Origin of the sequence: Caldibacillus sp. 210928-DFI.2.18 (genome assembly GCF_020554505.1) — a bacterium.
Classification (GTDB): Bacteria; Bacillota; Bacilli; order Bacillales; family Caldibacillaceae; genus Caldifermentibacillus; species Caldifermentibacillus hisashii.
The window spans coordinates 12,096-36,444 of sequence record NZ_JAJCHL010000009.1 but is presented as its reverse complement, the minus strand read 5'-3'; the positions used below and the strand labels follow the sequence as shown (position 1 = coordinate 36,444).

The 24,349-nt window shown below is 37.2% G+C and carries 29 protein-coding genes; 16 read left to right on the top strand and 13 right to left on the bottom strand.

What is annotated here, in order from left to right; genetic code table 11:
• Positions 1-53: 53 nt before the first annotated feature.
• Together LIZ98_RS03820 and LIZ98_RS03815 are read left to right on the top strand one after the other, a co-directional pair.
• On the top strand, positions 54-1,283 hold the full coding sequence (locus LIZ98_RS03820; RefSeq protein WP_216407519.1) for an MFS transporter: 1,230 nt from the start codon (positions 54-56) through the stop codon (positions 1,281-1,283).
• A gap of 141 nt (positions 1,284-1,424) precedes the next feature.
• Complete coding sequence (locus LIZ98_RS03815; RefSeq protein ID WP_227202939.1) at positions 1,425-3,530, top strand: peptidoglycan D,D-transpeptidase FtsI family protein; 2,106 nt, start codon at positions 1,425-1,427, stop codon at positions 3,528-3,530.
• A gap of 49 nt (positions 3,531-3,579) precedes the next feature.
• Here LIZ98_RS03815 and LIZ98_RS03810 read toward each other — a convergent pair whose 3' ends face one another.
• Both LIZ98_RS03810 and LIZ98_RS03805 read right to left on the bottom strand, forming a co-directional pair.
• The gene (locus LIZ98_RS03810) at positions 3,580-4,047 is read right to left on the bottom strand and encodes an MltG/YceG/YrrL family protein (protein WP_041847531.1); all 468 of its coding nucleotides are present in this window, start codon (positions 4,045-4,047) and stop codon (positions 3,580-3,582) included.
• Positions 4,044-4,400, bottom strand: coding sequence for a hypothetical protein (locus LIZ98_RS03805; protein WP_041846273.1), 357 nt, complete (start codon positions 4,398-4,400; stop codon positions 4,044-4,046). The genes LIZ98_RS03810 and LIZ98_RS03805 overlap by 4 nt, the downstream gene beginning before the upstream one ends.
• Before the next feature lie 275 nt (positions 4,401-4,675).
• Between LIZ98_RS03805 and LIZ98_RS03800 the strand changes: the two genes are divergently transcribed.
• The 5 genes from LIZ98_RS03800 to LIZ98_RS03780 all read left to right on the top strand — a co-directional run bounded on the left by LIZ98_RS03800 (position 4,676) and on the right by LIZ98_RS03780 (position 7,877).
• Positions 4,676-5,266, top strand: a complete 591-nt coding sequence (locus LIZ98_RS03800; protein WP_227138794.1) for a hypothetical protein — start codon at positions 4,676-4,678, stop codon at positions 5,264-5,266.
• A gap of 54 nt (positions 5,267-5,320) precedes the next feature.
• Positions 5,321-5,470 (top strand): 50S ribosomal protein L33, encoded by a 150-nt coding sequence (gene rpmG / locus LIZ98_RS03795; RefSeq protein WP_034771055.1) that lies wholly within the window; start codon positions 5,321-5,323, stop codon positions 5,468-5,470.
• Positions 5,471-5,644: 174 nt separating this feature from the next.
• The gene (locus LIZ98_RS03790) at positions 5,645-6,214 is read left to right on the top strand and encodes a 5-formyltetrahydrofolate cyclo-ligase (RefSeq protein WP_081912344.1); all 570 of its coding nucleotides are present in this window, start codon (positions 5,645-5,647) and stop codon (positions 6,212-6,214) included.
• Between the two features lie 74 nt (positions 6,215-6,288).
• A complete protein-coding gene (locus tag LIZ98_RS03785; protein WP_041847533.1) occupies positions 6,289-6,483 on the top strand; it encodes a hypothetical protein in 195 nt (64 codons plus the stop codon).
• A 221-nt stretch (positions 6,484-6,704) separates the two neighbouring features.
• Positions 6,705-7,877, top strand: coding sequence for a rhomboid family intramembrane serine protease (locus LIZ98_RS03780; protein ID WP_041847534.1), 1,173 nt, complete (start codon positions 6,705-6,707; stop codon positions 7,875-7,877).
• On the opposite strand, the gene LIZ98_RS03775 is transcribed toward LIZ98_RS03780, so the two are convergent.
• Positions 7,874-8,749 carry a hypothetical protein gene (locus LIZ98_RS03775; RefSeq protein ID WP_227138793.1) on the bottom strand — a complete coding sequence of 292 codons (876 nt, stop codon included), beginning with the start codon at positions 8,747-8,749 and terminating at the stop codon, positions 7,874-7,876. The genes LIZ98_RS03780 and LIZ98_RS03775 overlap by 4 nt on opposite strands.
• Before the next feature lie 393 nt (positions 8,750-9,142).
• Between LIZ98_RS03775 and LIZ98_RS03770 the strand changes: the two genes are divergently transcribed.
• The 5 genes from LIZ98_RS03770 to LIZ98_RS03750 all read left to right on the top strand — a co-directional run bounded on the left by LIZ98_RS03770 (position 9,143) and on the right by LIZ98_RS03750 (position 14,467).
• Positions 9,143-10,606, top strand: coding sequence for a spore germination protein (locus LIZ98_RS03770; RefSeq protein WP_227138792.1), 1,464 nt, complete (start codon positions 9,143-9,145; stop codon positions 10,604-10,606).
• A gap of 110 nt (positions 10,607-10,716) precedes the next feature.
• A complete protein-coding gene (locus LIZ98_RS03765; RefSeq protein ID WP_034771045.1) occupies positions 10,717-10,926 on the top strand; it encodes a YqgQ family protein in 210 nt (69 codons plus the stop codon).
• Between the two features lie 5 nt (positions 10,927-10,931).
• Positions 10,932-11,891 carry an ROK family glucokinase gene (locus tag LIZ98_RS03760; RefSeq protein ID WP_041903942.1) on the top strand — a complete coding sequence of 320 codons (960 nt, stop codon included), beginning with the start codon at positions 10,932-10,934 and terminating at the stop codon, positions 11,889-11,891.
• 96 nt (positions 11,892-11,987) lie between these two features.
• Positions 11,988-13,175 carry a M14 family metallopeptidase gene (locus LIZ98_RS03755; protein ID WP_108898285.1) on the top strand — a complete coding sequence of 396 codons (1,188 nt, stop codon included), beginning with the start codon at positions 11,988-11,990 and terminating at the stop codon, positions 13,173-13,175.
• Between the two features lie 167 nt (positions 13,176-13,342).
• Complete coding sequence (locus LIZ98_RS03750; RefSeq protein ID WP_216408293.1) at positions 13,343-14,467, top strand: YqgU-like beta propeller domain-containing protein; 1,125 nt, start codon at positions 13,343-13,345, stop codon at positions 14,465-14,467.
• 30 nt (positions 14,468-14,497) lie between these two features.
• Here LIZ98_RS03750 and LIZ98_RS03745 read toward each other — a convergent pair whose 3' ends face one another.
• The 8 genes from LIZ98_RS03745 to comGA all read right to left on the bottom strand — a co-directional run bounded on the left by LIZ98_RS03745 (position 14,498) and on the right by comGA (position 18,867).
• Entirely contained in the window at positions 14,498-14,683 is a 186-nt protein-coding gene (locus tag LIZ98_RS03745; RefSeq protein ID WP_034771024.1) for a YqzE family protein, read from the bottom strand.
• A 100-nt stretch (positions 14,684-14,783) separates the two neighbouring features.
• A complete protein-coding gene (gene comGG / locus LIZ98_RS03740; RefSeq protein ID WP_227202937.1) occupies positions 14,784-15,314 on the bottom strand; it encodes a competence type IV pilus minor pilin ComGG in 531 nt (176 codons plus the stop codon).
• On the bottom strand, positions 15,205-15,669 hold the full coding sequence (gene comGF / locus LIZ98_RS03735) for a competence type IV pilus minor pilin ComGF (RefSeq protein ID WP_041846279.1): 465 nt from the start codon (positions 15,667-15,669) through the stop codon (positions 15,205-15,207). Before comGF ends, comGG begins: the two co-directional genes overlap by 110 nt.
• Positions 15,641-15,997 (bottom strand): hypothetical protein, encoded by a 357-nt coding sequence (locus LIZ98_RS03730; RefSeq protein WP_108898282.1) that lies wholly within the window; start codon positions 15,995-15,997, stop codon positions 15,641-15,643. Before LIZ98_RS03730 ends, comGF begins: the two co-directional genes overlap by 29 nt.
• Entirely contained in the window at positions 15,972-16,475 is a 504-nt protein-coding gene (gene comGD / locus LIZ98_RS03725; RefSeq protein ID WP_034771013.1) for a competence type IV pilus minor pilin ComGD, read from the bottom strand. Before comGD ends, LIZ98_RS03730 begins: the two co-directional genes overlap by 26 nt.
• Entirely contained in the window at positions 16,450-16,749 is a 300-nt protein-coding gene (gene comGC, locus LIZ98_RS03720) for a competence type IV pilus major pilin ComGC (protein ID WP_034771010.1), read from the bottom strand. The genes comGD and comGC overlap by 26 nt, the downstream gene beginning before the upstream one ends.
• Before the next feature lie 26 nt (positions 16,750-16,775).
• Positions 16,776-17,813 carry a competence type IV pilus assembly protein ComGB gene (gene comGB, locus LIZ98_RS03715; RefSeq protein WP_227138789.1) on the bottom strand — a complete coding sequence of 346 codons (1,038 nt, stop codon included), beginning with the start codon at positions 17,811-17,813 and terminating at the stop codon, positions 16,776-16,778.
• Complete coding sequence (gene comGA / locus LIZ98_RS03710; RefSeq protein WP_227090890.1) at positions 17,782-18,867, bottom strand: competence type IV pilus ATPase ComGA; 1,086 nt, start codon at positions 18,865-18,867, stop codon at positions 17,782-17,784. The genes comGB and comGA overlap by 32 nt, the downstream gene beginning before the upstream one ends.
• A gap of 209 nt (positions 18,868-19,076) precedes the next feature.
• On the opposite strand from comGA, the gene LIZ98_RS03705 reads away from it, so the two are divergent.
• The 3 genes from LIZ98_RS03705 (at position 19,077) to LIZ98_RS03695 (ending at position 20,400) form a co-directional block, all read left to right on the top strand.
• A complete protein-coding gene (locus LIZ98_RS03705) occupies positions 19,077-19,778 on the top strand; it encodes a helix-turn-helix transcriptional regulator (protein ID WP_034771004.1) in 702 nt (233 codons plus the stop codon).
• A 138-nt stretch (positions 19,779-19,916) separates the two neighbouring features.
• Complete coding sequence (locus LIZ98_RS03700; RefSeq protein ID WP_034771001.1) at positions 19,917-20,159, top strand: DUF2626 domain-containing protein; 243 nt, start codon at positions 19,917-19,919, stop codon at positions 20,157-20,159.
• Between the two features lie 70 nt (positions 20,160-20,229).
• Positions 20,230-20,400 carry a DUF2759 domain-containing protein gene (locus LIZ98_RS03695; protein WP_034770998.1) on the top strand — a complete coding sequence of 57 codons (171 nt, stop codon included), beginning with the start codon at positions 20,230-20,232 and terminating at the stop codon, positions 20,398-20,400.
• Between the two features lie 177 nt (positions 20,401-20,577).
• Here LIZ98_RS03695 and LIZ98_RS03690 read toward each other — a convergent pair whose 3' ends face one another.
• Together LIZ98_RS03690 and LIZ98_RS03685 are read right to left on the bottom strand one after the other, a co-directional pair.
• Positions 20,578-21,381, bottom strand: a complete 804-nt coding sequence (locus LIZ98_RS03690; RefSeq protein ID WP_108898278.1) for a YqhG family protein — start codon at positions 21,379-21,381, stop codon at positions 20,578-20,580.
• On the bottom strand, positions 21,350-23,044 hold the full coding sequence (locus tag LIZ98_RS03685; protein ID WP_041846288.1) for a DEAD/DEAH box helicase: 1,695 nt from the start codon (positions 23,042-23,044) through the stop codon (positions 21,350-21,352). The genes LIZ98_RS03690 and LIZ98_RS03685 overlap by 32 nt, the downstream gene beginning before the upstream one ends.
• Positions 23,045-23,222: 178 nt before the next feature.
• Between LIZ98_RS03685 and gcvT the strand changes: the two genes are divergently transcribed.
• Positions 23,223-24,335, top strand: a complete 1,113-nt coding sequence (gcvT, locus tag LIZ98_RS03680) for a glycine cleavage system aminomethyltransferase GcvT (RefSeq protein ID WP_227138788.1) — start codon at positions 23,223-23,225, stop codon at positions 24,333-24,335.
• Positions 24,336-24,349 lie beyond the last annotated feature (14 nt).

Sequence of the window (24,349 nt, the reverse complement as noted above, 5' to 3'; positions counted from 1 at the left end):
TTTTGTATATCTCCCCATCTTCTACAAAGAATACAATTAAAGGGGAGTATGTAATGAAGCAAAAAAGTCAAAAAAAATGGCTGGGTGATGTACATATCACAAAAGATTTGCTGTTGCTTTTACTGATTGGCGGTCTTTATTCCTTAAGTATCGCTTTATCTAATACGTTTGTTAATGTCTATTTATGGAAACAAACGGGTGATTTCTTTCAAATAGGATTATACAATTTGACCGTTGCCATTATCCAACCGGTTACTTTCATATTTGCCGGACGAATGGCGAAAAAAGTCGATCGCATTATTGTTCTTCGTCTCGGTGTGATCTTTTTGGCCATTTTTTTTATTTCAGTATTATTGACTGGTTCGGAGGCAAGTCGTTATTTACTATTACTCGGGACATTACTTGGTATCGGATACGGATTTTACTGGCTCGCTTATAACGTATTAACATTTGAAATTACCGAACCGGATACGAGGGATTTTTTTAACGGATTTTTAGGTGTATTAAATTCGCTTGGCGGGATGATCGGTCCATTAGTTGCCGGCTTTATTATTTCCCAATTCAAACAATTTTACGGATATACAATTATTTTTTCCGCATCCCTCGGCTTATTCGCTTTGGCAACGATTTTAAGTTTTTTTATGAAAAAAAGACCTGCAACAGGAAATTATTTTTTCTCTGCCATTATTAAAGAGCGAAGAAGGAATCCAAATTGGAAAATGGTGACAAATGCAACATTTTTTCAAGGGATTAGAGAAGGGATCTTTGCGTTTGTTATCAATATATATGTTTACATAGCCACCGGCAGTGAAATGGCATTAGGTACCTATGCTTTCGTTAATTCCATTGTATCTTTTATTACTTATTATTTAGCCAGTCGCTTTATTAAAAAACAATACAGGAAAAGGGCGATTTTACTTGGCGGGATATTGTTATTTACTTCAGTGTTCCTCATCATTTTCCATGTCTCTTATCCCATTTTCCTTGTCTATTCTGCATTAATCGCCTTTGCCTATCCCGTCGTTCTTGTCCCGTTTATATCCACCTCCTATGATGTAATCGGGCAGGGGTGGCAAGCGAGAGAAATGAGAATTGAATATATTGTTGTAAAAGAGCTGTTTCTCAATGCCGGCCGAGCGTGCTCAATTATCATCTTTTTATTTTCGATTCTGTATTTTCCGGTTAAAACCATCCTACCTTTATTATTGATTGTCCTTGGTTCAGGCTATTTGTTTATTTATTTCTTTGTTCGTCATATTCAATTAAAAGGGATCTTTTCTTAGGAGGTCCCTTTTTCCTTTCATCATCTTTCCCTTTCTTTTCCTTAACCTTTTCCTAGAAATATGAAGCAAAATCAAATAAAATAGAAAGTATGGATATTTTCTTCCTTATATGTGGATGAAGGGAAAGAGGTTGGTGTACTTGTGAAAAATAATCAAAAAAACAATAAGAAAAAAAGTCATATACCTTTACGGATGAATATATTGTTTTTTACTGTTTTCGTCATGTTTTCTATCTTAATTTTAAGATTAGGGGTTGTCCAAATTGTTGAAGGTGAGGAATATAAAAATGAAGTTCGAAAAACAGAAGAAATATCTGTAAATCATTCAGTTCCCCGCGGCGAATTATATGATTCAACTTATAAAAAAGTTGTTTACAATGTTCCGCAAAAAGCAATTACGTACACGCCGCCTAAAAATCCGCAACCGGATGAATTGTATGAAATTGCGAAAAAGCTGGCCAAATTTATTCAGATGCCAGAGGATGATATGAAAAAAGTAACGGAACGGGATAAAAAAGATATTTGGCTTCTTGAAAATAAAAATGGAAAGAAACTTGTAACCCGTTCTGAAGAGAAAAACTTAAAGGACAAAGAGCTGTATCAATTAAAATTGGAGCGAATTACCGAAGAACAATTACAATCGGTCGATATGAATGTAGCAGCGATTTATCGAAAAATTTATTCGGCTACCGCTTTGACCCCAACGATTGTAAAAAATATAAATGTCACCGATGAAGAATATGCAGCGGTTAGTGAAAACTTAGCGAATCTGCCGGGCGTGGATGTAACGACGGACTGGGAACGGGCATATCAGTTTGGCGATGTATTTAGAGGAATGCTTGGCAGTGTAAAACAAGGATTGCCTGAAGACAAAGTCGATTTTTATCAGTCGAAAGGGTACAGTTTAAATGATCGTGTCGGCTACAGTTACATCGAACAATCTTTGGAAGATATTTTGCAAGGATCAAAAGCGGTTGTTAAAACCGAAACGGATAAATCCGGAAAAATCATAAATACCGAATCGGTATCTGACGGGAAAAGCGGTAAAGACGTTGTTTTGACCGTTGATATGGAATTACAAGCGGAAGTGGAAAGGATCCTTCAAGAGCATATGGCAAAAATTGTCCAATATCCGCGTACGAATTACTTTAATAAAGCATTTGTTGTTGTCATGAATCCGAAAACGGGGGAAATATTATCGCTAGCTGGAAAACAATACAATCGAAAGACGAGAGAATTTGAGGATTATGCCAATGGTACATTTACGTATTCGTTTGAACCTGGTTCGGTTATCAAAGGTGCAACCGTCCTGATGGGGTATCAGGCAGGGGTTATCAAACCTGGCAATATGGAAACCGATGAAAAAATGGTCTTTAAAAACGGTACATCGATTTCTTCTGTTTCTCGAATGGGTTTAATTGATGATTTAACTGCTCTGGAACGGTCATCGAATATTTATATGGCGAAAGTTGCACTTAAAGTAGCCGGCGGAACCTATAAATATATGGGAACATTAAATATCGATTTAGATAAAATTAATGTGATGCGCAGTTATTTTGCCCAGTTCGGCCTCGGTACGAAGACCGGAATCGGTTTCGATAATGAAGTTGTCGGGATTCAACGTGCACCTGAATATCCGGGTCAATTATTATATTTTGGCTTTGGACAGTATGATACGTATACACCGTTACAATTGGCTCAATATGTGTCGACGATTGCCAATGACGGTTATCGGATGAAACCGCAACTGGTTAAAGAAATCCGGGAACCGAATGAAGATAGTAATGAACTTGGCCCAATTATTGAAGAAGTGAATCCAGTTGTCCTCAATCGGGTAGATATGCAAGATGCTTGGATTAAACGGGTGCAAGAAGGCTTTTGGCGGGTAGTCAATGGTTCTCGCGGTACAGCTAGGAATTATTTTAAAAATGTTCCAACAGTTGTAGCCGGAAAAACCGGTACGGCACAAAGTTGGTTTAAAGATGAAAAAACGGGGAGTACCGTCCAAACTGAAAATCTAACCTTTGTCGGCTATGCGCCGTATGATAACCCGGAAGTGGCAATTTCCGTTGTTTTACCGAATCTTTATACTGGAGATAAATCACCTGTTGGTAGTGTGAACCTAGTAATTGCTCAAGAAGTGTTGGAAAAATATTTCAGTATAAAGGCTGACCGGGCGAAACAACCCGCTCAGAATCAAGCAACAGGTGAAACGACAGAGCAAGGAACAACTGAGACAAATCCATAAAAATTAAGGAACTGTCAGGAGAATTCACTCCAAGGACAGTTCCTTTTTATCATTTTGTAATCATATCAGCAATTTCTTGGTTTGATATTCCTTGCTTAAATTCATATTGTCCCGGTTGAACTCTTTTTTCATATCCGTTTTGGACCATGAAGTTAATAAAATCATTTTGATCGGTAATAATATGAATTCCCGCAAGACCTCTGGCAATATCTTCCAAACTCATGCCCTCTCTAATTTCGAACATAAATACTTGTTCTTTTTCTTGTTCTGCTGTATTCGTTGGTGCATTTTTGCTTTCCTCGATCGTTTTTTTCAACTCTGCATTTTCCGCTTCAAGACCGGCAATTTTCTCTTTAAATAAATCCAATCTGTCCTTTTCGACTAGAGTATATCCTTCTTTTTCGGCTGTTGGTTCCGATTTAGCCGTATCATTTTCAAAAAAGAACCCGTACAGGAAAATAATGATCGAAGCAACCAACATTCCAATACTAAAAAAGCGAACGTTCAGTCTATTCATTGCTTGACCACCTTAATCGTTTCTAAAATTTGCTTCACTTCATCCTCACTTAGTGCAGACTGTTTCGCAATTTGTTCCACAGTCAATCCTTGCTCATGTAAAAGACGAACTTGTCCGACAATGATTGGATTCGGATTTTTGGCTTGAGACGGATTTTTGTCCATGTCACCAGGAATTAATAATTCTTCTTCTAAAACTTTCAATCGTTTTTTGATTTGAAAATTTTCCTGGTACATCTGGATCGACAATTGCTCAACCTCATTGCTCAATTCTTTCGTACGATCGGGAAGAAAAAATGAAACAACGATCAAAATAATCGCGATAGCCATTAGTACGAATATTAAAATATCCATATCATCACTCCCACCGTAAAGTTTATCATAATTTGACAAGGAACAACATAGATAAATAATAACTGAGAAATTTTTCATATTTTTACATATATCATATCAAAGCCTGTCAATTTTACAAAAAATATGGCGAAAAAACATGGGTGAAATAACAAAATATGACAAATTGCGTTTATTGTTCGAATAATGATTTGGTGTTACGATGAATATAATAATAATTTTGAAAAAGTAATTGGTAAAAATAGAGGAAGATAACATATAGAATGGGAGTGGGAACGATGAATATTTTGCATACGGAAGATTATTTAATGAAAATGAATTATCAGTTAAAATTTAATCATTATCTTTATTGGAATGGAAAAATGAAGAAAATAACGGCAGGAGAAAATTGGTTAATGGATGGCAGCTTTCATATTAATTGCCGCTATTTGCATACGAAAGATGATTTTCTCTTGGCAAAGCTTTCTATTAGCAATTTAACAGATCAAAGAGTACCGATAAAAGTATTTGTCGAAAGCAATTTAAATGAGCTGAAAAACAATTACGTTTTTGTCTCACCGAAAAAGGATGTTTTATTTTTAACGAATGAAGATGGATTGTTTTTGGCCTCGGGTATGATTAACGGTACCTCGATGAGTCAATATGGTGTTTTAAAAAAGAATCAATACATTGAAAAAATTTGCGACGGAGTGATTCCATTTAATCCGATTGGAACCGGGAATGTTGTTGGCTTATACACCCTCGAACAACTGCTTGTTCCTTATGAGACGACCATAGCCTATACATGGACGCTTGCCTCAAAAACCTTTTCTGAAAAAGAATTGTTAAGTCGGGATGAACAGCTAAAATCGAGACTAGCTTTTTCATGAATTAAATGATATTATAGTAAGGTCGTAATTTGTGAATGGACTGGAGGGAATAATATGCGCGTAAACATTACATTGGCATGTACTGAGTGCGGTGAACGTAATTATATAACCACAAAAAATAAACGTAATAATCCCGATCGTTTAGAATTAAAGAAATATTGTCCTCGTGATAAAAAAACTACAGTACATCGTGAAACAAAGTAAACAGCAGGATTTCTCCTGCTGTTTTTCTTCATACGCAAAAGTTTAAATACCAGAAGGAAGGTAAATTCGGCGTCAATCGCATGGGTTTTTATACGGTACAGTTTAAATTCCAGCAAGGTTGCCAAACTCGACGGCAATCGCTTTAGTTTTCTTTCGCACAATAGGAGGGGTCTGATGATATCGAAAAAAGAATTCAGGGAAAAAATGAAGGCCAAACTGTTATTGCTTACAAAAGAAGATTATCATGAAAAGTCAAGTTTGATCGCGGAAAAATTGTTTAAAACAGAAGAATGGAATAAGGCAAAAATGATAGGCATTACAATTTCCAGGTTTCCTGAAGTCAATACACACCCAATCATCGAGAGAGCCTGGTCCGAAGAAAAATTAGTGGCGGTGCCAAAATGTATTCCTTCGAGCAGGGCTTTGGAATTTTATACAATTCACAACTTTTCTGAAGTAGAGAAGGGTTATTTCGGATTATATGAACCATTGCCCAAAAAAGCAGAAAAAACAGATCCTGCTGAAATAGATTTATTATTTATCCCGGGGTTAGCTTTTACAAAAAACGGCTTTCGATTAGGTTATGGCGGCGGGTATTATGATCGTTTTTTACCGAATTTTACCGGGGAATCCATCGTTTTATCGTTCCGGGAACAACTGGTCGATTGGTTACCGGTTGAGGAATATGATTATCAAGTAAAAAAAATATTGACTGATGAAGATATGTTTGGGTTTGAAGAATGAGTCGGCGGCCTCCAAGATAATTTTTGGATAAAAAACGAAATTTGCCAAAAACTATTTTCAGGAGGTTGAAATCAATGTTATCACGTTTGTTGAAGTTAATGTTTGTAGGCTATGCGATTGTCAAGGCTTTTCAATATCGTTACCACATCATGAATTGGGTTTTAGCCAACGAACGGATTAGAAAATGGGCGGTGGCTACTTCCATGCGGATCCCGAGTATTCGAAACTTATTTATCCGTTCATCTTTTCGGACAACATCTGCTCAATAAAGAATTTTGGACAGGCTTTGATTGGTCTGTCTTTTTTTATTGCCATTCTCCGATCATTAAGCGGGCGCCCTTCGTATTTTTGTTGTCAATTTCTGAGCGCGACGGATTAAGTCCCGTTTGAACAAAGATGAATAGTCACCTGCGCTTTTCTTTGTTGCAATTTTTTCGTTTACTCCATTACAATGGTAGTAAGAAATTGGAATAGGAAAGCAGGGAATCGTTTGAGTTACCATACCGATTATTTATACTGGAAATTTATTCATTCCATGATTGTAGATGGATATCGAATTATGCATTTGGCTGAGGATCAACAGGAAGTTTGGTTGGAAAACATCGTTCATAAACAATTTCCGTTGATTCGGGTGAAACGGAAAGATATTGACTGGAGCAATTGGCTGCGTTCCGATATGAAGCAAACGATTTTGCAAGCGGATAAGATTCGTAAAATGTATTTTCGCAATAAATTTCAAGTGTTGAATATTTATTTCACCAGTCTCCCACCGGTGGATTCATATGAACCGTACGTCAATCGTCCCGTTCAAATCGAAAATGTAAAAACGAAAATGTATTCCATTTTATTTGATGAAAGTCATTTGCAAGACTCCGTTCAATTCGTGACAAAAATTATCGGGCAAAATCCGTTCGGTCAAATAAAAGAAGATTATTCTGATTATGAAGTGGATGCTTTAAAAAGTCTGATTGCTCAAGAAACCATAGCTGCCGAAAAACGTGAAAAACAGTTGTTTAACCGGACCAAACCGTTTTTTACTTATTTTCTATTAGTTGCTATTACTTTCGTGTTTATTTTATTAGAAATGAACGGAGGGAGTACCAACCCGTACGTGTTACTTTATTTCGGCGCAAAATATAATCCGGCCATTTTAGATGGTGAATGGTGGCGTTTCTTTACACCGATGTTTTTACATATTGGATTTCTCCATTTGTTTATGAACGGACTCAGTCTTTATTATTTGGGAACGGCTGTTGAAAGCATTTTTGGTCGGCTCCGATTTTTAATAATTTATCTTTTTTCCGGCTTTTTCGGAACGCTGGCGAGTTTTATTTTTAGTTCACATTTATCAGCCGGTGCCAGTGGGGCCATTTTCGGCTTATTTGGAGCTCTTCTTTATTTCGGAATCGAGCATAAACACACTTTTTTCCGGACGATCGGGCCCAATATTCTCGCCTTGATTGGTGTGAATGTTGTTATCGGTTTTGCCGTCCCTTCTATCGATATTTCCGGGCATATGGGTGGAATGATTGGCGGGTTTCTGGCAGCAGGCATTCTCGGACTTCCGGATACGAAAAAACGCTATAGAATGTATTATTTATTGCTAACCGTTGTCATTACAGCCATTGCCCTTTACTATGGATATCAGTTTCCAAACATCTAGTTATTGATTTGTTGTTTTAGTGAGATAAATTCGTTGTCTGCTGTTTGAAAAATGACGTAAAGGTATTGTTTTGCTTTTGATAGTAAAACAATAGGAACGGTACTGCCGATTGGTGAAATGAGTTGACCGTTTTGTTTTCTTATTCCCAAATAATAGTTCTTATATAGCCCTTCCCAAAGTTGACCGATAATTTCATCTGATTTTTGTCTGGAAAAGGAAGGGAGCGGCTGTTTTTGATAATTGGCTAATAAAGGTAAGGGAATTATATGAAACTCAGCCAAATCAATATCAAGCTGTCTTACTGCTTCTTTTAAATTTGTTGAAATGATTTGATTTTCTTCTTTATCCAGGACTTCCTTCCATCCTGTTTCTTCTTCATTACTCGGCGTTTGGAAAGAAACAAGGGATGGGAGGGCATTTGGGATGATATAGAGAAAATCATCGGACATGCTTTGACTGCTTGTAATGGTTTCTTTTGCATGCAATTCGGCATGGTGAAAACTAATGGCTCTAACAATTTGATTATCTTTTTCGGTAAAAATTCCACTTAATTCCAAACTGTCTGTACTCTCCTCCCATTTCCCCAGTTTACCGATAAGAATTCCGCCCGCAAAAATGAAAGTTACATCCTGCCGTAAATAAGTTGGACGATCCAATCGAGAATAGGACTTTACAGAAAACTGATAACGATTTTGATCGGTTTTGATATTCATTATTTTTGTTTTTGCATCAAGGAATTGTGCTTCTGTATCCAGAGGAAAATAAGTGATGCTCTCAACCGATTGATTATTTTTAAAGTGAAAAAAATACAGAGATGCGGTTATGGTAATCAGAGCTGAACATATGATTAGAAAAGTTTTTGTCGTTTTCATCTATTACTCCCCGCCATTCATTAAATGGATTAATTGATCATTCGTTCCTTTACCAGTGTATGTTCTTGTCCATCTATGTATGATCTGGTATTTATTTCAAGATGCGGGAGTTTGAATAAGTTTATTACCGTAAAAATGATGAACAAAGAAGTATGAAGGGATATATCTTTGTCTATTATGGTAATTAGGCGAAAAAAAACGATTGTCCAAACATTAAGGTAGGATATAATGTCGAAAGAACGAAATATTTTTGATAAAACACCTCTTGGACACTTAAGTGAAAAATAGGGTGTCATAAAACTGGTATTTCTGAATAATCTTTAGATATTTTTACATGTGTACCGATAGGAGATCTCCATCCTGTTAGCCAAAATTAGGCAGGTGTAAAAAAACATGGAAACGAATAATGAAAAAATTTCTGTTTCGAAAAACATCCATGAGAATATAAACAATTTAAGGCAGATTTTAGGAATTGGAAAGAGCTTTGATGTCATTCAACTTGACTTACTTTATGCTGAGCGGGATATGGCAGTCTTTTTCATTGATGGTTTTATTAAAGATGATGTTTTTGTGCAAATAATGAAGCTGCTTAGCGGACTAAAGGCGGAAGAAATTTCTGACCATCCATTAGAAAAATTACTTCGAAGCTATATACCTTATGTTGAAATTGAAACAACCGATGATTTGCAAAAAGTTGCTGACATGGTGTTGGCCGGACCTACTGCATTAATTGTGGATGGTATCGATAAGGCAATTTTAATCGATGCAAGAACATATCCGGCAAGGAGCCCGGAAGAACCGGATATTGAACGTGTTGTCCGCGGTTCCAGAGACGGTTATGTTGAAACATTAGTATTTAATACAGCTTTAACGAGAAGGCGGATTCGTGACCGGACGCTGCGGATGGAATATATGCAAGTCGGTCGCCGCTCGAAAACCGATGTTGTTGTTTGCTATTTGGAAGATATAGCAGATGAAGAACTTGTAATAGATATTAAAAAGTCTCTTGAAAAAATTGATACAGACGGGATTCCAATGGCCGAAAAAACAGTAGAAGAATTTATATCCGGTAATCATTGGAATCCGTATCCCACCGTCCGTTATACCGAAAGGCCGGATACCGCTGCCGCTCATTTATATGAAGGGCATGTCTGCATTATTGTCGACGGTTCTCCCAGCGTCATCATTGCACCGACAACCTTTTGGCACCATCTGCAACATGCGGAGGAATACCGAAATAAGCCGGTGGTCGGTGCTTACTTACGACTTGTCAGGTTTTTGGCTGTCTGGGCCTCGATATTTTTATTACCGCTTTGGTACTTATTGGCTGTTCAACCGGAACTATTACCGGAACGACTTTCTTTTATCGGTCCAAATGAAGACGGTCAAATTCCGTTATTTCTTCAATTTTTATTAATCGAAGTTGGGATCGATATGTTAAGGATGGCCGCGATCCATACCCCGAGTTCATTGGCAACTGCACTCGGTTTAGTCGCCGCACTAATGATCGGCCAAGTTGCCGTTGAAGTTGGTCTGTTTTCCAATGAAGTGATTCTTTATTTATCTATTGCTGCGATTGGGATGTTTGCAACACCTAGCTATGAAATGAGTCTGGCCAACCGAATTTTCCGTCTTATTTTATTAACCTTGACTGCCATCCTCCATGAAATTGGTTTTGTTATTGGGACCTTCTTATGGGTGCTTTTGTTGGTTACCATGAAATCCTATAATGTCCCTTATTTATGGCCATTTATTCCTTTTGACTTCAAGGGGATGATGGACATCATCATTCGGGCGCCAATCCCGTTGAAGAGGACACGCCCAAAGTTTTTGGATCCGAAAGACCCGGATCGGTAATTTCCGTAACCAATTGTTAAAAAAGCTGCTGAAGAAGCAGTTTTTTTATGATCATTTTTTGTTTATAATGAGAGGGGAGAACTTGTTTTGATTAAAAGGTGGTAGAAGAGTTGAAAACAATTTATGATATTCAACAATTATTGAAACAGTTTGGTACAATTATATATGTCGGCGATCGGTTAGCTGATTTACAATTGATGGAATCGGAAGTGACAGAATTGTTTCGCTCGCAATTAATTGATATAAAAGATTACCAAATGGCATTATTATTGTTACGACAAGAAATACAAAAAGAAATAGATAAGAAAAAGAAAAGGTGATTGTATTGGAAAAGGAATTTATTTTCAGCATTGATTTAGGCGGAACTTCATCAAAGGTTGCAATCTTGAAAACAGATGGAAAAATATTGGAAAAATGGGAAATACCGACAAACAAAGCGGAAAATGGTAAGTTCATTGTTGAAGAAATCTATTATTCTTTTAATAAGAAAATCAATGAGTTAAACATCAAACCGGACCAATTTTTTGGTATCGGAATGGGTGCTCCCGGACCGGTATTGAAGGACGGGCGAATAACCCGGGCAGTTAATATTGGTTGGGAAAATTATCCTTTAAAGGCTGAACTGGAAAAGACCTTCTCGTTACCGGCATATGTCGAAAATGATGCGAATTGTGCTGCATTGGGCGAGCTCTGGCTGGGAGCAGGTAAAGGATTAAAGGATATTGTCGCTATTACTCTTGGTACCGGTGTCGGTGGCGGTGTCATTATTGACGGTCATATTGTTGGCGGCACGACCGGTGGCGGGGGAGAAATTGGCCATATGACAGTACAACTTGAACATGGTTTTCAATGTAATTGTGGAAAAACCGGCTGTTTAGAAACCGTTGCCTCAGCTACCGGTGTTGTCAATTTAGCCATGCAAAGAATTGAAAGCTTGGAAAAAGAAACGATTTTAACTACTGTCTTAAAAGAAAAAGGGAAACTAACTTCCAAAGATATTTTTGATGCTGTTCATGAAGATGAGATTGCCGGGGAGATAGTCGATCGTGTCGGTTATTATTTAGGTTATGCCTTGAGTACGTTAAGTGCGATTTTGAATCCCGAGGCAATTATTATCGGTGGCGGTGTTTCAAAGGCCGGAAACAAGTTATTGGAACCGGTTAATACTTATTACCGGAAATTTGCTTTTCCACCAACCGGTACCGATACAAAGATTTTGCTTGCTGAATTAGGTAATGATGCCGGGATTATTGGAGCCGGTTATTTGGTCAAGCAAAACAGTTAACTGTTTATGCTATTCCTCTCTTGTTTGACACACAAAGGGATAAACATTTCATACAATGAAGATGACAATAAAGTGTTGGAACAAAGGGGGATATGAATGAGAGTACGTGTGCGGCATGGTGATTCATTTTGGTTATATAGCCGGTTGTTTCATATTCCAATTCAATTAATTGAAGATTCCAACCGGCATATTGCATCCAATTTTTTAGATGTTGGGATGGAAGTAGAAATACCGGGATTTATTGAAGAGACATATATAATCCAACCTGGTGACACGTTTTTTCAATTGGCAAAAATGAGTAAAATGCCTGTCGAGGCGCTCTTATTATTAAATCCCGGTGTTTATCCCGATCATCTTGCTTTAGGACAATCGGTAAAATTGCCAAAAAGAGTGACCGAACCTGTCATCAATGATATTCAAACCTATGATTTTACCCATTTACAACGTGATATTGAAACATTGCTTTGTCTATATCCGTTTCTCAAGGTAAATACCATCGGTGAAAGTGTACTTGGAAATCCCATTTATGAGTTGGAAATAGGAAGAGGAAAACGAAATATTCATGTAAACGCTTCTTTTCATGCCAATGAATGGATTACGACCCCTGTGTTAATGAAATTGGTGAATACATTTTTCCTTGCATTAACAAATGAAAACATGCTTAATGGTATACATGCACTGCCGCTTTATCATAAAAATACGTTGTCAATTGTCCCGATGGTAAATCCGGATGGCGTGAATCTTGTTCTTCAAGGTCCGCCGGCTGAAAAAAAAGAAGAAATTCTTGCATTAAATTCCGGTTCCCCTGATTTTTCCGGGTGGAAGGCGAATATTCGGGGGGTTGATTTGAATAATCAATTTCCGGCCAATTGGGAAATAGAAAAAGAACGTAAAGAACCGAAAAGTCCGGCGCCAAGGGACTATCCGGGTGAAATTCCACTTTCCGAACCGGAAGCGGTGGCTATGGCTCGGCTTGTTGAAAAAAAACAATTTTCACGTGTTTTAGCTTTCCATACCCAGGGCAGGGAATTTTACTGGGGATATGAAGGTGTAGAACCTGTCGAATCAGAGCGATTGGCAAGAGAATATGAAAAAGTAAGCGGTTATAAATCCGTTCGTTATATTGACAGCCATGCAGGTTTTCGAGATTGGTTTGTCCATGCTTATCAAAAGCCGGGTTTTACGTTCGAACTTGGGTTAGGTGTTAATCCTCTGCCGGTTTCACAGTTTCCGCAAATATACGAAGAAATGTTGAATGTATTTTTAGTGACATTAAACAGTTGAACAATAGTACTGTTGCCGCATTCCCCTTTTTTTGTCATCTTTTTTTAAAAAAATTTTAATAAAAATGAAACATTTCGCTTTTTCATACGTCTTATAAAGGGAAACTTCAATAGTGGGGGCAATATCCTGAAAAACGTGCGCATTATTTATTGAGAAGGTGAAATCTGATGGGGAAATGGCTGTCTGTTCTTATCTTTTTTGTCCTGTTACTTTCCGGCTGTGAAACAGAAGAATTAAATAAACCATCACTGTCCAAACTTGATTCTGAAAAATCGGCCGCAAATCAAACAGTAAATGGCAAGGGACTAAATTCACAATCAATTGTCCCATTAAAAGTGAAGGAAGCGGATTTTCAATTTATCATTGATTGGGAGACAGACGAAACACTGTTATTTGTCGAGAGAAAAAATAGCCGGTCAATTGTTTCGGCATATGACTTACTATCCGGAGTTAAAAAAGAAGTCTATGTTAGTGATGAACCGATTGTTTCTGCACAATTGAGCCCGTCCAGAGAATATCTTCTGATTCATTCAGCCTCAACGGCCTATAAAGCACTTCTGACTGTCATCCGGCTTCCCAGTCAACAAATCGTGTTTCAAGAAGAAATTGAGTCAAAAGAAGTTCATTATGAGTGGAATGGGTATGATGAAACGAAAATACTTGTCAGTGCTTTTTATGAAGATTGGTCATTTCGTTCCTATTTAATCGACATAGAAAAGCGTTCCCTTCAAGAGATGAACCTTTCCCAACCGTTTGCGGTCTGGCTTAAGCAATCAAGATTTCTATATTTGGATTGGGGCAATGATGAACCGATGATTACCGCGCCCCTAACCATTTATGAAAATGGCAATGAAAAACATGTAAAAAACGAAGAAAAATTTTACTATATTGATGGGTGGAAAAATTTCCTATTGGCCATTGCCCCGAGTGATAAAGATCCATCGAAAGCGATATTTCTTTTTTATGATCATGAGCTTCAACCACTGTATTCTTTTGAAATCCCGCATTTAACCGATTTTTCCGGGTGGGTTATCCCAACCTATGATTTGGCCGGTAAGAATTTTTTTATTATTGAACCGAAGAAAAGCGGGGAGGCGGATCTTTATAATGACGGATTCCGGCTGGTCAAACGGAATATTAAGAGTGGCAAAGAAGAAGTCATTCTTAAGTCTGTTGAAAGTGCACCACTGCTATGTTCACCAAAAGGAAAAAGCTGTTTAACAGGAAACTTATATGAACATATTATTTTTATAAATGAGAAAAAAATGGCTTCCGTTATTGAATTTGAATAAAGAAAACTCGGACCCAGGTCCGAGTTTTCTTTACCGTTTTTTAATCTTTTTGAATCCGATTTTCACCATATAAGGGAAGATTCCGAACCATTTATAGACGAACGGTTCCTTTTGCATCTTTTTTTCTAGTTTCCGTTTATTTCTTTCCTCTTTCGGTGTTTCAAAATGGGTGACAACCGTTTTGGTCAAAAAACGAATATAGTCATCTGATTTCATTCCACCCTCATCCTTGTCCATTTCTCTTTTACTATTAGGTTATCCAAATAATGAAGTCTATAAACAGGGATGCAAAAAACCCATTGTCCGGTGGATTGATTCATTTTGGATCATTAAGGTTCCCATCTTCACGTAATTCCGTGTCTTGGTCTTGCTCAGCCGGTTCTGGTTCCGGGGCAACTTCCTCCGTTTTTTTATCTAACATCAAATCCATAAATAATTCTCCTTCATCATCCATGTAACATTCGAAGGAAACCAATAGCCCGTTTTCCTTTTCTTCTTTTACCCGATACAAAACATAGCCGACATCGTATTCCAATTTGCCGGAATTGGAAAAATTCTCGCTCTCATATGCCTTTTCGACATCTTGATAGGCCATTAACAATAATGTTTCCAACTCATAAGTGATATGAAAATTATCAAAAACTTGTTTTTCAACAACATATTTTGTCGTCGAGTGAAGCAATATCGTAGAAAAAAGAAAAAACAAAAACAAGGTAAAAGGGAGGATGAAACCATTTTTATTTATTATTAGTGATCGGAATTTCCCGCGGCAAATAAATTTCTTCTTCATAAATTTTACCGTTTTCGTGTGTAACGATGAATTTAATCCCATGTGGTATTTGCTCATAATCAAATCTCCTGATACGAAATAAGATTAATTGGTGCCCCATCCCGTCGACTCGCCTCCTAATTCGATTTCCATACCGTTCATATAGCGTATTGGTTCCATCTTTCCAAAATAAAATTCTATTGTAGCTTGCGGTCAAAAAGATTTCATCACTTTGCCGAATTTCCCGTTTGGCTTGATTCATAAACATTTCCCATTGCATTTGATCCGCTATCTCACTTGAATAAGTATGATAACGTAACAACGGGACCATATTCGTCAAATAGACAATAATTAAAGAAAATATGGCCAAACTAAGCAACATTTCTACCAAAGTATAACCTTTTTCATTGATTATTGATTGTTCGGCATACATGTTTCTCCTCGTTTTCCATGCTTTTATAATAAACACAAATTTCTTTCATCCCCTCCATGTTTTCTTGAACAACTGTGTAATAGGCCGGGTACCCCTCCTGTTGGATTAATGGTTCAATCGGTTGGTCATAAATCACTTTTTGAACCTGTCTCGATAAAATTTGATTGCCCATATGTTCAATAAGGATTTCCTTCCTCGCTAAAGTTAAGTGTAAAAAGGAGGGAATAACCGTTGATAAGATTACAAGCCAAACGAAAAAGGCAAGTAAGATCTCAAGATAGATTGATCCCTCATTTTGTTTATCAAGAACTTTCTTCAAAAATTTCAAAACGGCCACTCCCGATACTGATAAAGATTTGATATTTCTTCCCGTTCACTTGAACCCAAATATTACCAAACCGGTTAATATTTCCGTCCCCGACAAAACGAAAATTTGCCAGATGCCCGTGGGAAATGACAACATCATCCGGTACTTGTCTTTGGAGATAAACATTTCCCCGGTGGTCAGTAATTTTATAAATCTTTTTATTGCTATCATATTGATAGTAGACAGCCCTTCTTCTGCTCAATGCCAGACTTTGTGCGTAAAACAAATCCTCTTCGTACTGCTGCAAAAAATATTTTTCATTAATGGTATTTTGAACACTGTGAAATAAGGGGGGCAGACTCATTAGCATAGTGACGATGATGAAAAGGATTAATAATACTTCAATAAGTGTAAAGCCTGCCTGATTCGATTGCCTGTTTAGCAACGATGTCTTTATCCGATTGATCTTCCCTTCACTCTTTGATAACTGCGTCACCATTAGAGATAACAATCTTCCTTCCATCCGGACATACCGGTTCTTCTTTTAAATAACCGTTTTTCAAGTCATCAATAGAAGCAGGTAATTTATTATGATCTATTTGATAGGCTTGGATTTCTGCCTGAACCATATTTTCTAATCCTTCACAGCCTTTATTGCTGATATTTTTCTGGTGTTTTGTCACGTTTGGAATGGTTATAAGCAGTAAAATAGTGATGACGAACAGAACGATCATCATCTCGATTAACGTAAATGCAGATTCTTTTTTCAACATGAAAATCTCTCCTTCATCCAAAATTTTTAAATATAATTGATTAGTTGGAATGACGGTAACATGATTGAAAAATACATCAAGATAATCCAAATAGCGATAAACCCAAAGATAAGCGGCTGAATGATTTTAATAATTTTCTCCAACTTTTCAAAAAAGGCCTCTAAACAATATTGACTGTAGGCTTCCAACTCCACTTCCAGCTTGCTGATTAATTGACCATGTTGGATTACTGTAACCAACTCTTTCTTCCAAAACGGGATCTTTTGCACCGCCGCTGAAAAACTATCTCCGTTGAGTAATCCATCATTAATTTTTTCAATCGCTTCTTTTAAATAAGGCTTTTTCGGGTCGTCCTTGATAAAATGTAAAGATTGAAACAAGGACAAACCCGATTGCAATAATTGACTTGTATGATAAGCGATATAATAGGTGTTCCACAGCTGAACCAAATTCCCTAAGATCGGGAACTTTCCAAATGCAGTCTGAATTTCAAAGCTTGTTTTCCGCATACGATAACTATATTGGGCAATTATCATGATAGAGAACAACAATAATAAAACGGTACCTATCATTAACGGATGTTCACGAATCCAAAACAAAGACTTTAACAAAACATTCGGCTCTGCTTGAAAAGAGTGATATAATTGGATAAATTGCGGCAACAGCTGCCAACTGATTACAAAAAACATCCCTCCTGTTAAAATGAGCAGGAAAATAGGGTAAGTCAATAAAGTTTGAATTTTCTTTTTCCGCCTTTCCCGCTCTGAAAGGATCAAACCCGCTGTTTGTAATGACTTTGACAGATTCCCGTTTTGTTCTCCATAAAACACGAAACTAACAGCAGTGGAATGGAATTGTAATTGCTCCAAAACTTTAAAAAACTTTTCACCATTTTTCAGTTTTTCTATGCTTTCCAACAGTTCATTTTGTTTATCCTTTTTTAACTGTATTTGAATAAAGCCGATCGCATCGCTAATGGAATATCCTTCGTCCAATAACATGCCAAGTCTTTTTAACAGCAAAATTTGTTCTTCAATTTTCCAGCGGCTTTGTCTCAATATCATGCACCCATCTTTCATACTCACTTTTCTTGATAAATCCGAGAGCAATACCTTTTGCAATCAATTGGCCCAAAGTCGGATAGCGCGCCGAAAATGCTTCACCCTTCATTTCCAACAGTGCTTCCTTTAATGCACGACCGTACAAAATTTCATAAACGGCAGTACGCTTATTTTTATTCTGGTTGCAATAGACGGGACATTCTTCTTCTAAACAGTAAGGACAAATTAATTCGACTAATCTTTGGGCCGTCACTGCCACCAAAGTTTGTTCAATTTCATGCCAATTAACACCAAATTCGATCAACCGGTACAATGCACCTTTTGAATCTTTCGTATGCATCGTTGTCAATACTAAATGACCGGTTAATGCTGCTCGAATGGCAATATGTGCTGTCTCACTATCACGAATTTCGCCGACCATAATAATATCGGGATCATGTCTTAAAATCGCTTTTAAACCGGTATTATACGTAATGCCGGCTTTTTCATTTACTTGAACTTGAAGTAAATCTTCACTATTTTTTTCAACAGGATCTTCCAAGGTGATGACATTCCTGCCAAGAGATTTTGTCGAATGTTGGAGAAGAGAATATAAAGTTGTTGTTTTGCCCGATCCGGTTGGTCCTGTAAATATGATTAAACCGTGGGAAAACTTTAACATGGCTAACAGTAGTCTCAGTGATTTTGGGAATAAGGATAATTGTTGAAATGGGATGTATGATTCTTGTGGTAATATTCGGATGACCAAACTTTCAGCGAATATGGAAGGCAAAGTGGATAATCGAAGTCCGACAGATAGCCCCCCGATATCTATTTGAAAAGAACCGTTCTGGGGTTTTCTTTTTTCGCCGATATCCATTGCTGCCTGAAACTTCATATATGAAATTAATCTTTCCGTTTCCTCCAGTTCGATTGTCATTATGGGGATGAGTTTATGAGACAATCGAAATAGAACGGATGCATGTTTTGATTTGGGGATGATATGAATATCTGTTGCATGTAAAGAAAGGGCGTGCTCCAAAATTTCCCTTGCCCGTGTTTCAATCGAGTTCGGCAAAGTTTAAATCACCTTCCTTTCTTTTTCAGTAAATGTAATTCGACATAAAAAACAAAATTCCTTCTTTTTTATAAAAAATTTTTTTGTTTTACATATTTATTAATATTTATATGTGAATTTTTGAACATTTTCCGACAATCCTCCCTATAGACTAATATTGCTACGTTTTCTATATTATAATGATAAAAAAGCCCTAAGAGGTGATAACTTTGCAACAAACATTGAAAATTACAAATGTTTTATCGGACCCCACAAGGTATTCAATTTATGAGTACATCACGAAAAATCATAAAAATGTAACCGTTCAAGAAATTGCTGACAAATTTAGTATCCATCCGAACGTAGCAAGATTACACTTGTCCAAATTAGAAGATGTAAACATGCTGAAATCTGAAAACAGAAAAACAGGAAAAGGCGGCAGACCAAGCCGGATTTATCAATTATCCGATGATGTGATTGAACTGAATTTCCCTTTCCGAGATTATCACTTACTTGCAAAAATTGCCATTGAATCAATGGTCCAACTTGGAGAAATTGCTGAACCGGCCCTTTATGAAACCGGCAGACGTTTTGGTTACGAGTTAATGGAAAACCAAATTACGAAATATGGATTAACCAGTGATCAGTTAACGTTTGACCAAAAGGTGGAAATATTTAAATCCACATGTACGATGTTAGGTTTTTATCCGGATTTATATATTCAAGAGGGCCAGAAAAAACTTCATTTACAAGTGTTTAATTGCCCATTCCGTGAAATAGCAAAAGAACATAAATCAACGACATGTAATATGCATATTGCGTTTATCAAGGGACTTCTTGAATCTTTATTTGATGACTTCGAACTTGTGGCTACACAAAATATGTTCGAAGGTTGCGATGCTTGTGCATATCGGATAAATATTCCAAATTAATGCTGAAAGTGTTTACAACCGTAATTACTATTATTATAATAGAAATAAATTGAAACTTCTATCAATATCTCGATAGAAGTTTTATTTTTCATGTCATTCCATGATAAAATAAATTGAAACACAAGGGGAGGGATCTGGATGGATCGTATGTATCGGGTATTATCATTTTGGACCGGCATTTTCACGGTCATGTTTTATGTCGGGGGCATGAATGTTTTGGCATTATTATTTTTAGCACAAACCGGTTTTTTCCTGTTATTGGGGTATTTGCGATTATCTGAAAGGATGTATATGTATATATTTGGTGCGTATTTAACCATATTTTTTGTCGGTTTTACATACTATACCACCTTCCATTTTGTTCCAGGTACAGGCCATTAACTGCTCAGGTAATCTTTATATGCATATCAATCGGCTGATCAATTAAATATTTCCAAACAGGAGGATTTATATGGGTACAGTAATTATTACAGGTTTGGTTACATTACTTGCTATTTTTGCTGTTTTTTCCTCGTTTAAAAGCAAAAATTATTTAGGATTGTTTTTTTCTGTGGCAACTGTTCTTGTTTTTGGCTTTTTTACATTGATGACCCTCATATTTGACGGGTTTCCTGAGGCTTAAAAGACATTTATGAAAAGGCTTCATGAATGTGGGATTGCTTTTTTAGCCCCCATTTCATGAAGCCTTTCTCTTTTTATACATGATGAAGAAACTTCCTGCTAATGAAAGTTTATTGTCTAGTTTCAAGGGGCTCGCAACTAGCAAGCTTCGTTAAACGGGTTTACTGCACTTTTCTTATTAAGCCAGCAAGCATGACTTAGTTAAATAAAATAATCCGCCATTGATGATCGAAATTTCAATTTTCGGTTCATACTGATTTTTTAATGCTTCTTTTTCAATATAATACCTTTCCGGCTTTTCCTCTATGTCAACGTAAAAGGAATCTAATAACGATTCATCTGCTTGCCAGCGTTTCCTCGCACTGGTTGCCCAAGAATGATCATCTTTCATTATGTCCTTTTCAATATATTGTCTGATTCGCCTTATTCCGCTTTCCGGTTTAAACATTGGGGTGAAGGTAAAAGCAAAGTCCGGAATTTTTGTAGCCAAGGAAATTTCCTTCTCAACCAGTTCATCATGAAAGCCTTCCAGCAGCGTCCCATTTATTAAATTCATTCCGATCGAACGCAACATATCTTTCCTCCGATCACAAAGATAACTGATTTTCAAATTTAAACAAAACCAAGGTACCAATGCGGTATGATTTTTTTCAGTTCCCGGTCTATTTTCAAATAAACGAATATAACTGCCCATTTGTTTCGAAACATGAAAGATTTGATGCAAACGAGGTGAACCGAAATGAATGAGTTCTCCTTTCAAATCTTTTGCTCTGTGAAAGTCGGTTATAAAAGTAAGTTTTTGCGGATTCGGTGTTCCTCCTGTTTTTTCAATATAATGCCAATAAAAAGGGCGATTCATCAGTAATTTATCCATATCAACCGTCAATTGAACGGTTAAGTGGGTATGATCGAGCGATTCGATTTGACAATTGGTTGTCGAGAAAAATTGTTTAAGATAAGAATGAATTTCCTGCTGCTTCATGATATTCATCCTCCTTAAACTTCTCGGCAAACTCGATCATGGCGGTTAAATTGTCCATTTTAATTTTCATCTCTCCTTCTGATTCCGACTGACCAAAAATATCAACCAGGTGATCCTCTAGGCGACCGAAATCAAGCTTGGTCAAAATTTCATCCAATTCACCAATGACGCGTTCAAACAGATGAATCTTCTCATATAACAATTTCAAAATATGTTCTTCAACGGTTCCCTTTGTAGCAAAATTATAAACCATGACATCCTTTTCCTGCCCGAGTCTGTGTACCCGTCCAATTCTCTGTTCAAGGCGCATCGGATTCCAAGGTAAATCAAAATTAATGATATGGTTGCAAAACTGAAGATTGATTCCTTCTCCACCGGCTTCCGTTGCAATAAATACTTGCGCATGGTTTTGAAACAATTCCTTCATCCAGTCTTTTTTCCCCCGCTTAAAACCGCCGCGAAACGGAACGGATGAGATCCCGTGCTGTTTTAAAAACCACTGAAGATATAGTTGTGTTGCCCGATATTCAGTGAAGATAATCACTTTGTCGTTAATAGAATGAATTAACTCCAACGCTTTTTCTGCTTTTGAATTCACTTGGATTTTCTGGATTTTTTCCATTATTGACTGAATAAATTGTTTGAAAGAAGCGACGGGGTCCTCGTTTTTTTCTATCATATTTTTTACCGTGGTAAAAACAGCTTCTTTACTGCTGCATGCTTCCCGTTGGAGAGTCAAAATGGAAAAGGCATTGGCCAACAGACTGTCAAATTGATTTCGTTGACTTGTGATATGATCATATAATTCCCGTTCTTCTTCTGTAAAATCGATTAATATCGTTTTGACATGCCGTTTTGTCCACTCGATTTTTGTATCTTGTCTCCTGTTTCGAATCATTACTTTATTAATCAATTTTTTCAATTGTTCGTCGCTATATTTATCTTTGTTATTTTTATAGGTTTCTAAAAAGTCATCATATGTTCCTAAATGTCCGGGCTTCAATAATGAAACAAGATTAAAGATTTCCTCGATTTTATTTTGGATCGGGGTGGCGGTCAAAAGTAAACAAAACTTCTTTTTTAAACCTTGGACAAACTCATAGTTTTTTGTTTTATGGTTTTTCAGTTTATGGGCTTCGTCGATAATGACAAAATCATAGTTTTGTTCTAATATCTTTTCTCGATGAGGACTTTTTTTGGCCGTATCAAGGGAGGAGACCATGACGTCCACCGTTTCCCAACTGTAATTTTTTCGATAAGCGATTGCGGGAATATGGAATTTGCTGTTTAATTCGAATACCCATTGCGAGACAAGGGAAGCAGGTACAAGAATTAAGATTTTTTTAGCCAAACCGCGAATCATATATTCTTTTAAAATTAACCCGGCTTCAATTGTTTTTCCGAGACCAACCTCGTCTGCCAAGATTGCTTTTCCGTTCATTTGCTCGATGACTTGACTGGCAGCCTCAATTTGGTGAGGTAACGGTTTTAACTCCGGTAAAAATTTAGGGGCCATCAAACCGTAAAAGTCGGGAATCAGTAAATGCTTCTCAGCTTCTAATGCCAAGTTATATAAGTGCCAATTCGCCCATGGTCCATCGTCTTTGAGTTTCATGAAAAATCCTTCTTGCCATGTAGAGTCAAAATGTACTTCAACATCCATAAAAACACTCCTTTTCCGACGATGAAATGGTGGAAAAATGTAAAAAACAATGATACGATGAAGTTGGAATTTTGTTAAAGAAATTTAGTAACGGATTGTAAGTGTAGTATATCCCTGTTGGCGAAAATTATGAAAAATTTGGGATGTCAATCCATGTACAACAAAAGGAGGGAGCTGGATGGAAGAGCTGAAGCGGACACCACTGTATGATATGTACCGACAAATGGGGGCAAAGTTGATTGACTTTGGCGGTTGGGCTTTACCTGTGCAGTTTTCGAGTATTAAAGCCGAACATGAGGCGGTCCGGATGCGTGCAGGACTGTTCGATGTTTCACATATGGGTGAGATTGAAGTCAAAGGACCGGATGCGTTTTCCTTTTTACAAACGATGCTGACGAATGATCTTGCTAAATTGAAACCGGGTAAAGCCCAGTATACGTTCTTATGCAATGAAGCCGGGGGAACAGTAGATGATTTATTAGTTTATCAGTTTCATGATGACTCTTATCTATTAGTTGTAAATGCAGCAAATACGGAAAAAGATTTTCAATGGTTATCGACGCACAGAACGGGACGAGTAAACGTGACAAATGTTTCTGCCAATTATGCACAGTTGGCTTTACAAGGTCCTTTAGCTGAAAATGTGCTGCAGAAACTTAGCAATGACGATCTTTCCACTATTCCTGTTTTTGGGTTTAAACAATACATAAAAATAAACGGGGCAACAGCACTCGTATCCAGAACCGGATATACGGGAGAGGATGGTTTTGAGATTTATTGTCACCCGTCCGATGCCCGGCGGTTATGGCAGGAGATTTTGGCAGCCGGAAAAAATGAAGGAGTTTTACCATGCGGCCTGGGAGCCAGGGACACATTGCGTTTTGAAGCTTGCCTGCCATTGTACGGGCAAGAGTTATCTTCCACCATTTCACCGGTTGAAGCGGGATTAACGTTTGCCGTAAAGACGGAGAAGAAAGAAGATTTTATCGGGAAGGCAGTACTAAAAAAACAAATAGAAAATGGTGCCACTAGGAAATTAATCGGGATAGAAATGATTGACAGAGGGATTCCGAGAACCGGCTATAAAGTCTTTCAAGATGGAGAAGAAATTGGGGTAATTACAACCGGTACACAATCTCCCACACTAAAGAAAAATATCGGTCTTGCCCTTGTCAAAAGCAATAAAGCGGATATAGATACGGAGCTATTTGTGGAAATACGTAATAAACAAATATTAGGGAAAGTGATTCCGACACCTTTTTATAAAAAAAAAAAGATTGGTCAATCATGATTGAAGCATAAGAG

Coding starts and splice junctions, on each gene's coding strand:
- comGG (WP_227202937.1), bottom strand. CDS start 15,314: ATGAGCAAATACCACATGGGATTAAATTCATCGTTACACACGAAAACG.
- rpmG (WP_034771055.1), top strand. CDS start 5,321: ATGCGCGTAAACATTACATTGGCATGTACTGAGTGCGGTGAACGTAAT.
- comGB (WP_227138789.1), bottom strand. CDS start 17,813: ATGATATTGAGACAAAGCCGCTGGAAAATTGAAGAACAAATTTTGCTG.
- LIZ98_RS03690 (WP_108898278.1), bottom strand. CDS start 21,381: ATGAAGCAGCAGGAAATTCATTCTTATCTTAAACAATTTTTCTCGACA.
- LIZ98_RS03785 (WP_041847533.1), top strand. CDS start 6,289: ATGTTATCACGTTTGTTGAAGTTAATGTTTGTAGGCTATGCGATTGTC.
- LIZ98_RS03700 (WP_034771001.1), top strand. CDS start 19,917: ATGGATCGTATGTATCGGGTATTATCATTTTGGACCGGCATTTTCACG.
- LIZ98_RS03685 (WP_041846288.1), bottom strand. CDS start 23,044: ATGGATGTTGAAGTACATTTTGACTCTACATGGCAAGAAGGATTTTTC.
- LIZ98_RS03750 (WP_216408293.1), top strand. CDS start 13,343: ATGGGGAAATGGCTGTCTGTTCTTATCTTTTTTGTCCTGTTACTTTCC.
- comGF (WP_041846279.1), bottom strand. CDS start 15,669: ATGTATGCCGAACAATCAATAATCAATGAAAAAGGTTATACTTTGGTA.
- comGD (WP_034771013.1), bottom strand. CDS start 16,475: ATGGTGACGCAGTTATCAAAGAGTGAAGGGAAGATCAATCGGATAAAG.
- LIZ98_RS03800 (WP_227138794.1), top strand. CDS start 4,676: ATGAATATTTTGCATACGGAAGATTATTTAATGAAAATGAATTATCAG.
- gcvT (WP_227138788.1), top strand. CDS start 23,223: ATGGAAGAGCTGAAGCGGACACCACTGTATGATATGTACCGACAAATG.
- LIZ98_RS03805 (WP_041846273.1), bottom strand. CDS start 4,400: ATGGATATTTTAATATTCGTACTAATGGCTATCGCGATTATTTTGATC.
- LIZ98_RS03745 (WP_034771024.1), bottom strand. CDS start 14,683: ATGAAATCAGATGACTATATTCGTTTTTTGACCAAAACGGTTGTCACC.
- LIZ98_RS03755 (WP_108898285.1), top strand. CDS start 11,988: ATGAGAGTACGTGTGCGGCATGGTGATTCATTTTGGTTATATAGCCGG.
- LIZ98_RS03770 (WP_227138792.1), top strand. CDS start 9,143: ATGGAAACGAATAATGAAAAAATTTCTGTTTCGAAAAACATCCATGAG.
- LIZ98_RS03810 (WP_041847531.1), bottom strand. CDS start 4,047: ATGAATAGACTGAACGTTCGCTTTTTTAGTATTGGAATGTTGGTTGCT.
- LIZ98_RS03775 (WP_227138793.1), bottom strand. CDS start 8,749: ATGAAAACGACAAAAACTTTTCTAATCATATGTTCAGCTCTGATTACC.
- comGC (WP_034771010.1), bottom strand. CDS start 16,749: ATGTTGAAAAAAGAATCTGCATTTACGTTAATCGAGATGATGATCGTT.
- LIZ98_RS03820 (WP_216407519.1), top strand. CDS start 54: ATGAAGCAAAAAAGTCAAAAAAAATGGCTGGGTGATGTACATATCACA.
- LIZ98_RS03695 (WP_034770998.1), top strand. CDS start 20,230: ATGGGTACAGTAATTATTACAGGTTTGGTTACATTACTTGCTATTTTT.
- LIZ98_RS03790 (WP_081912344.1), top strand. CDS start 5,645: ATGATATCGAAAAAAGAATTCAGGGAAAAAATGAAGGCCAAACTGTTA.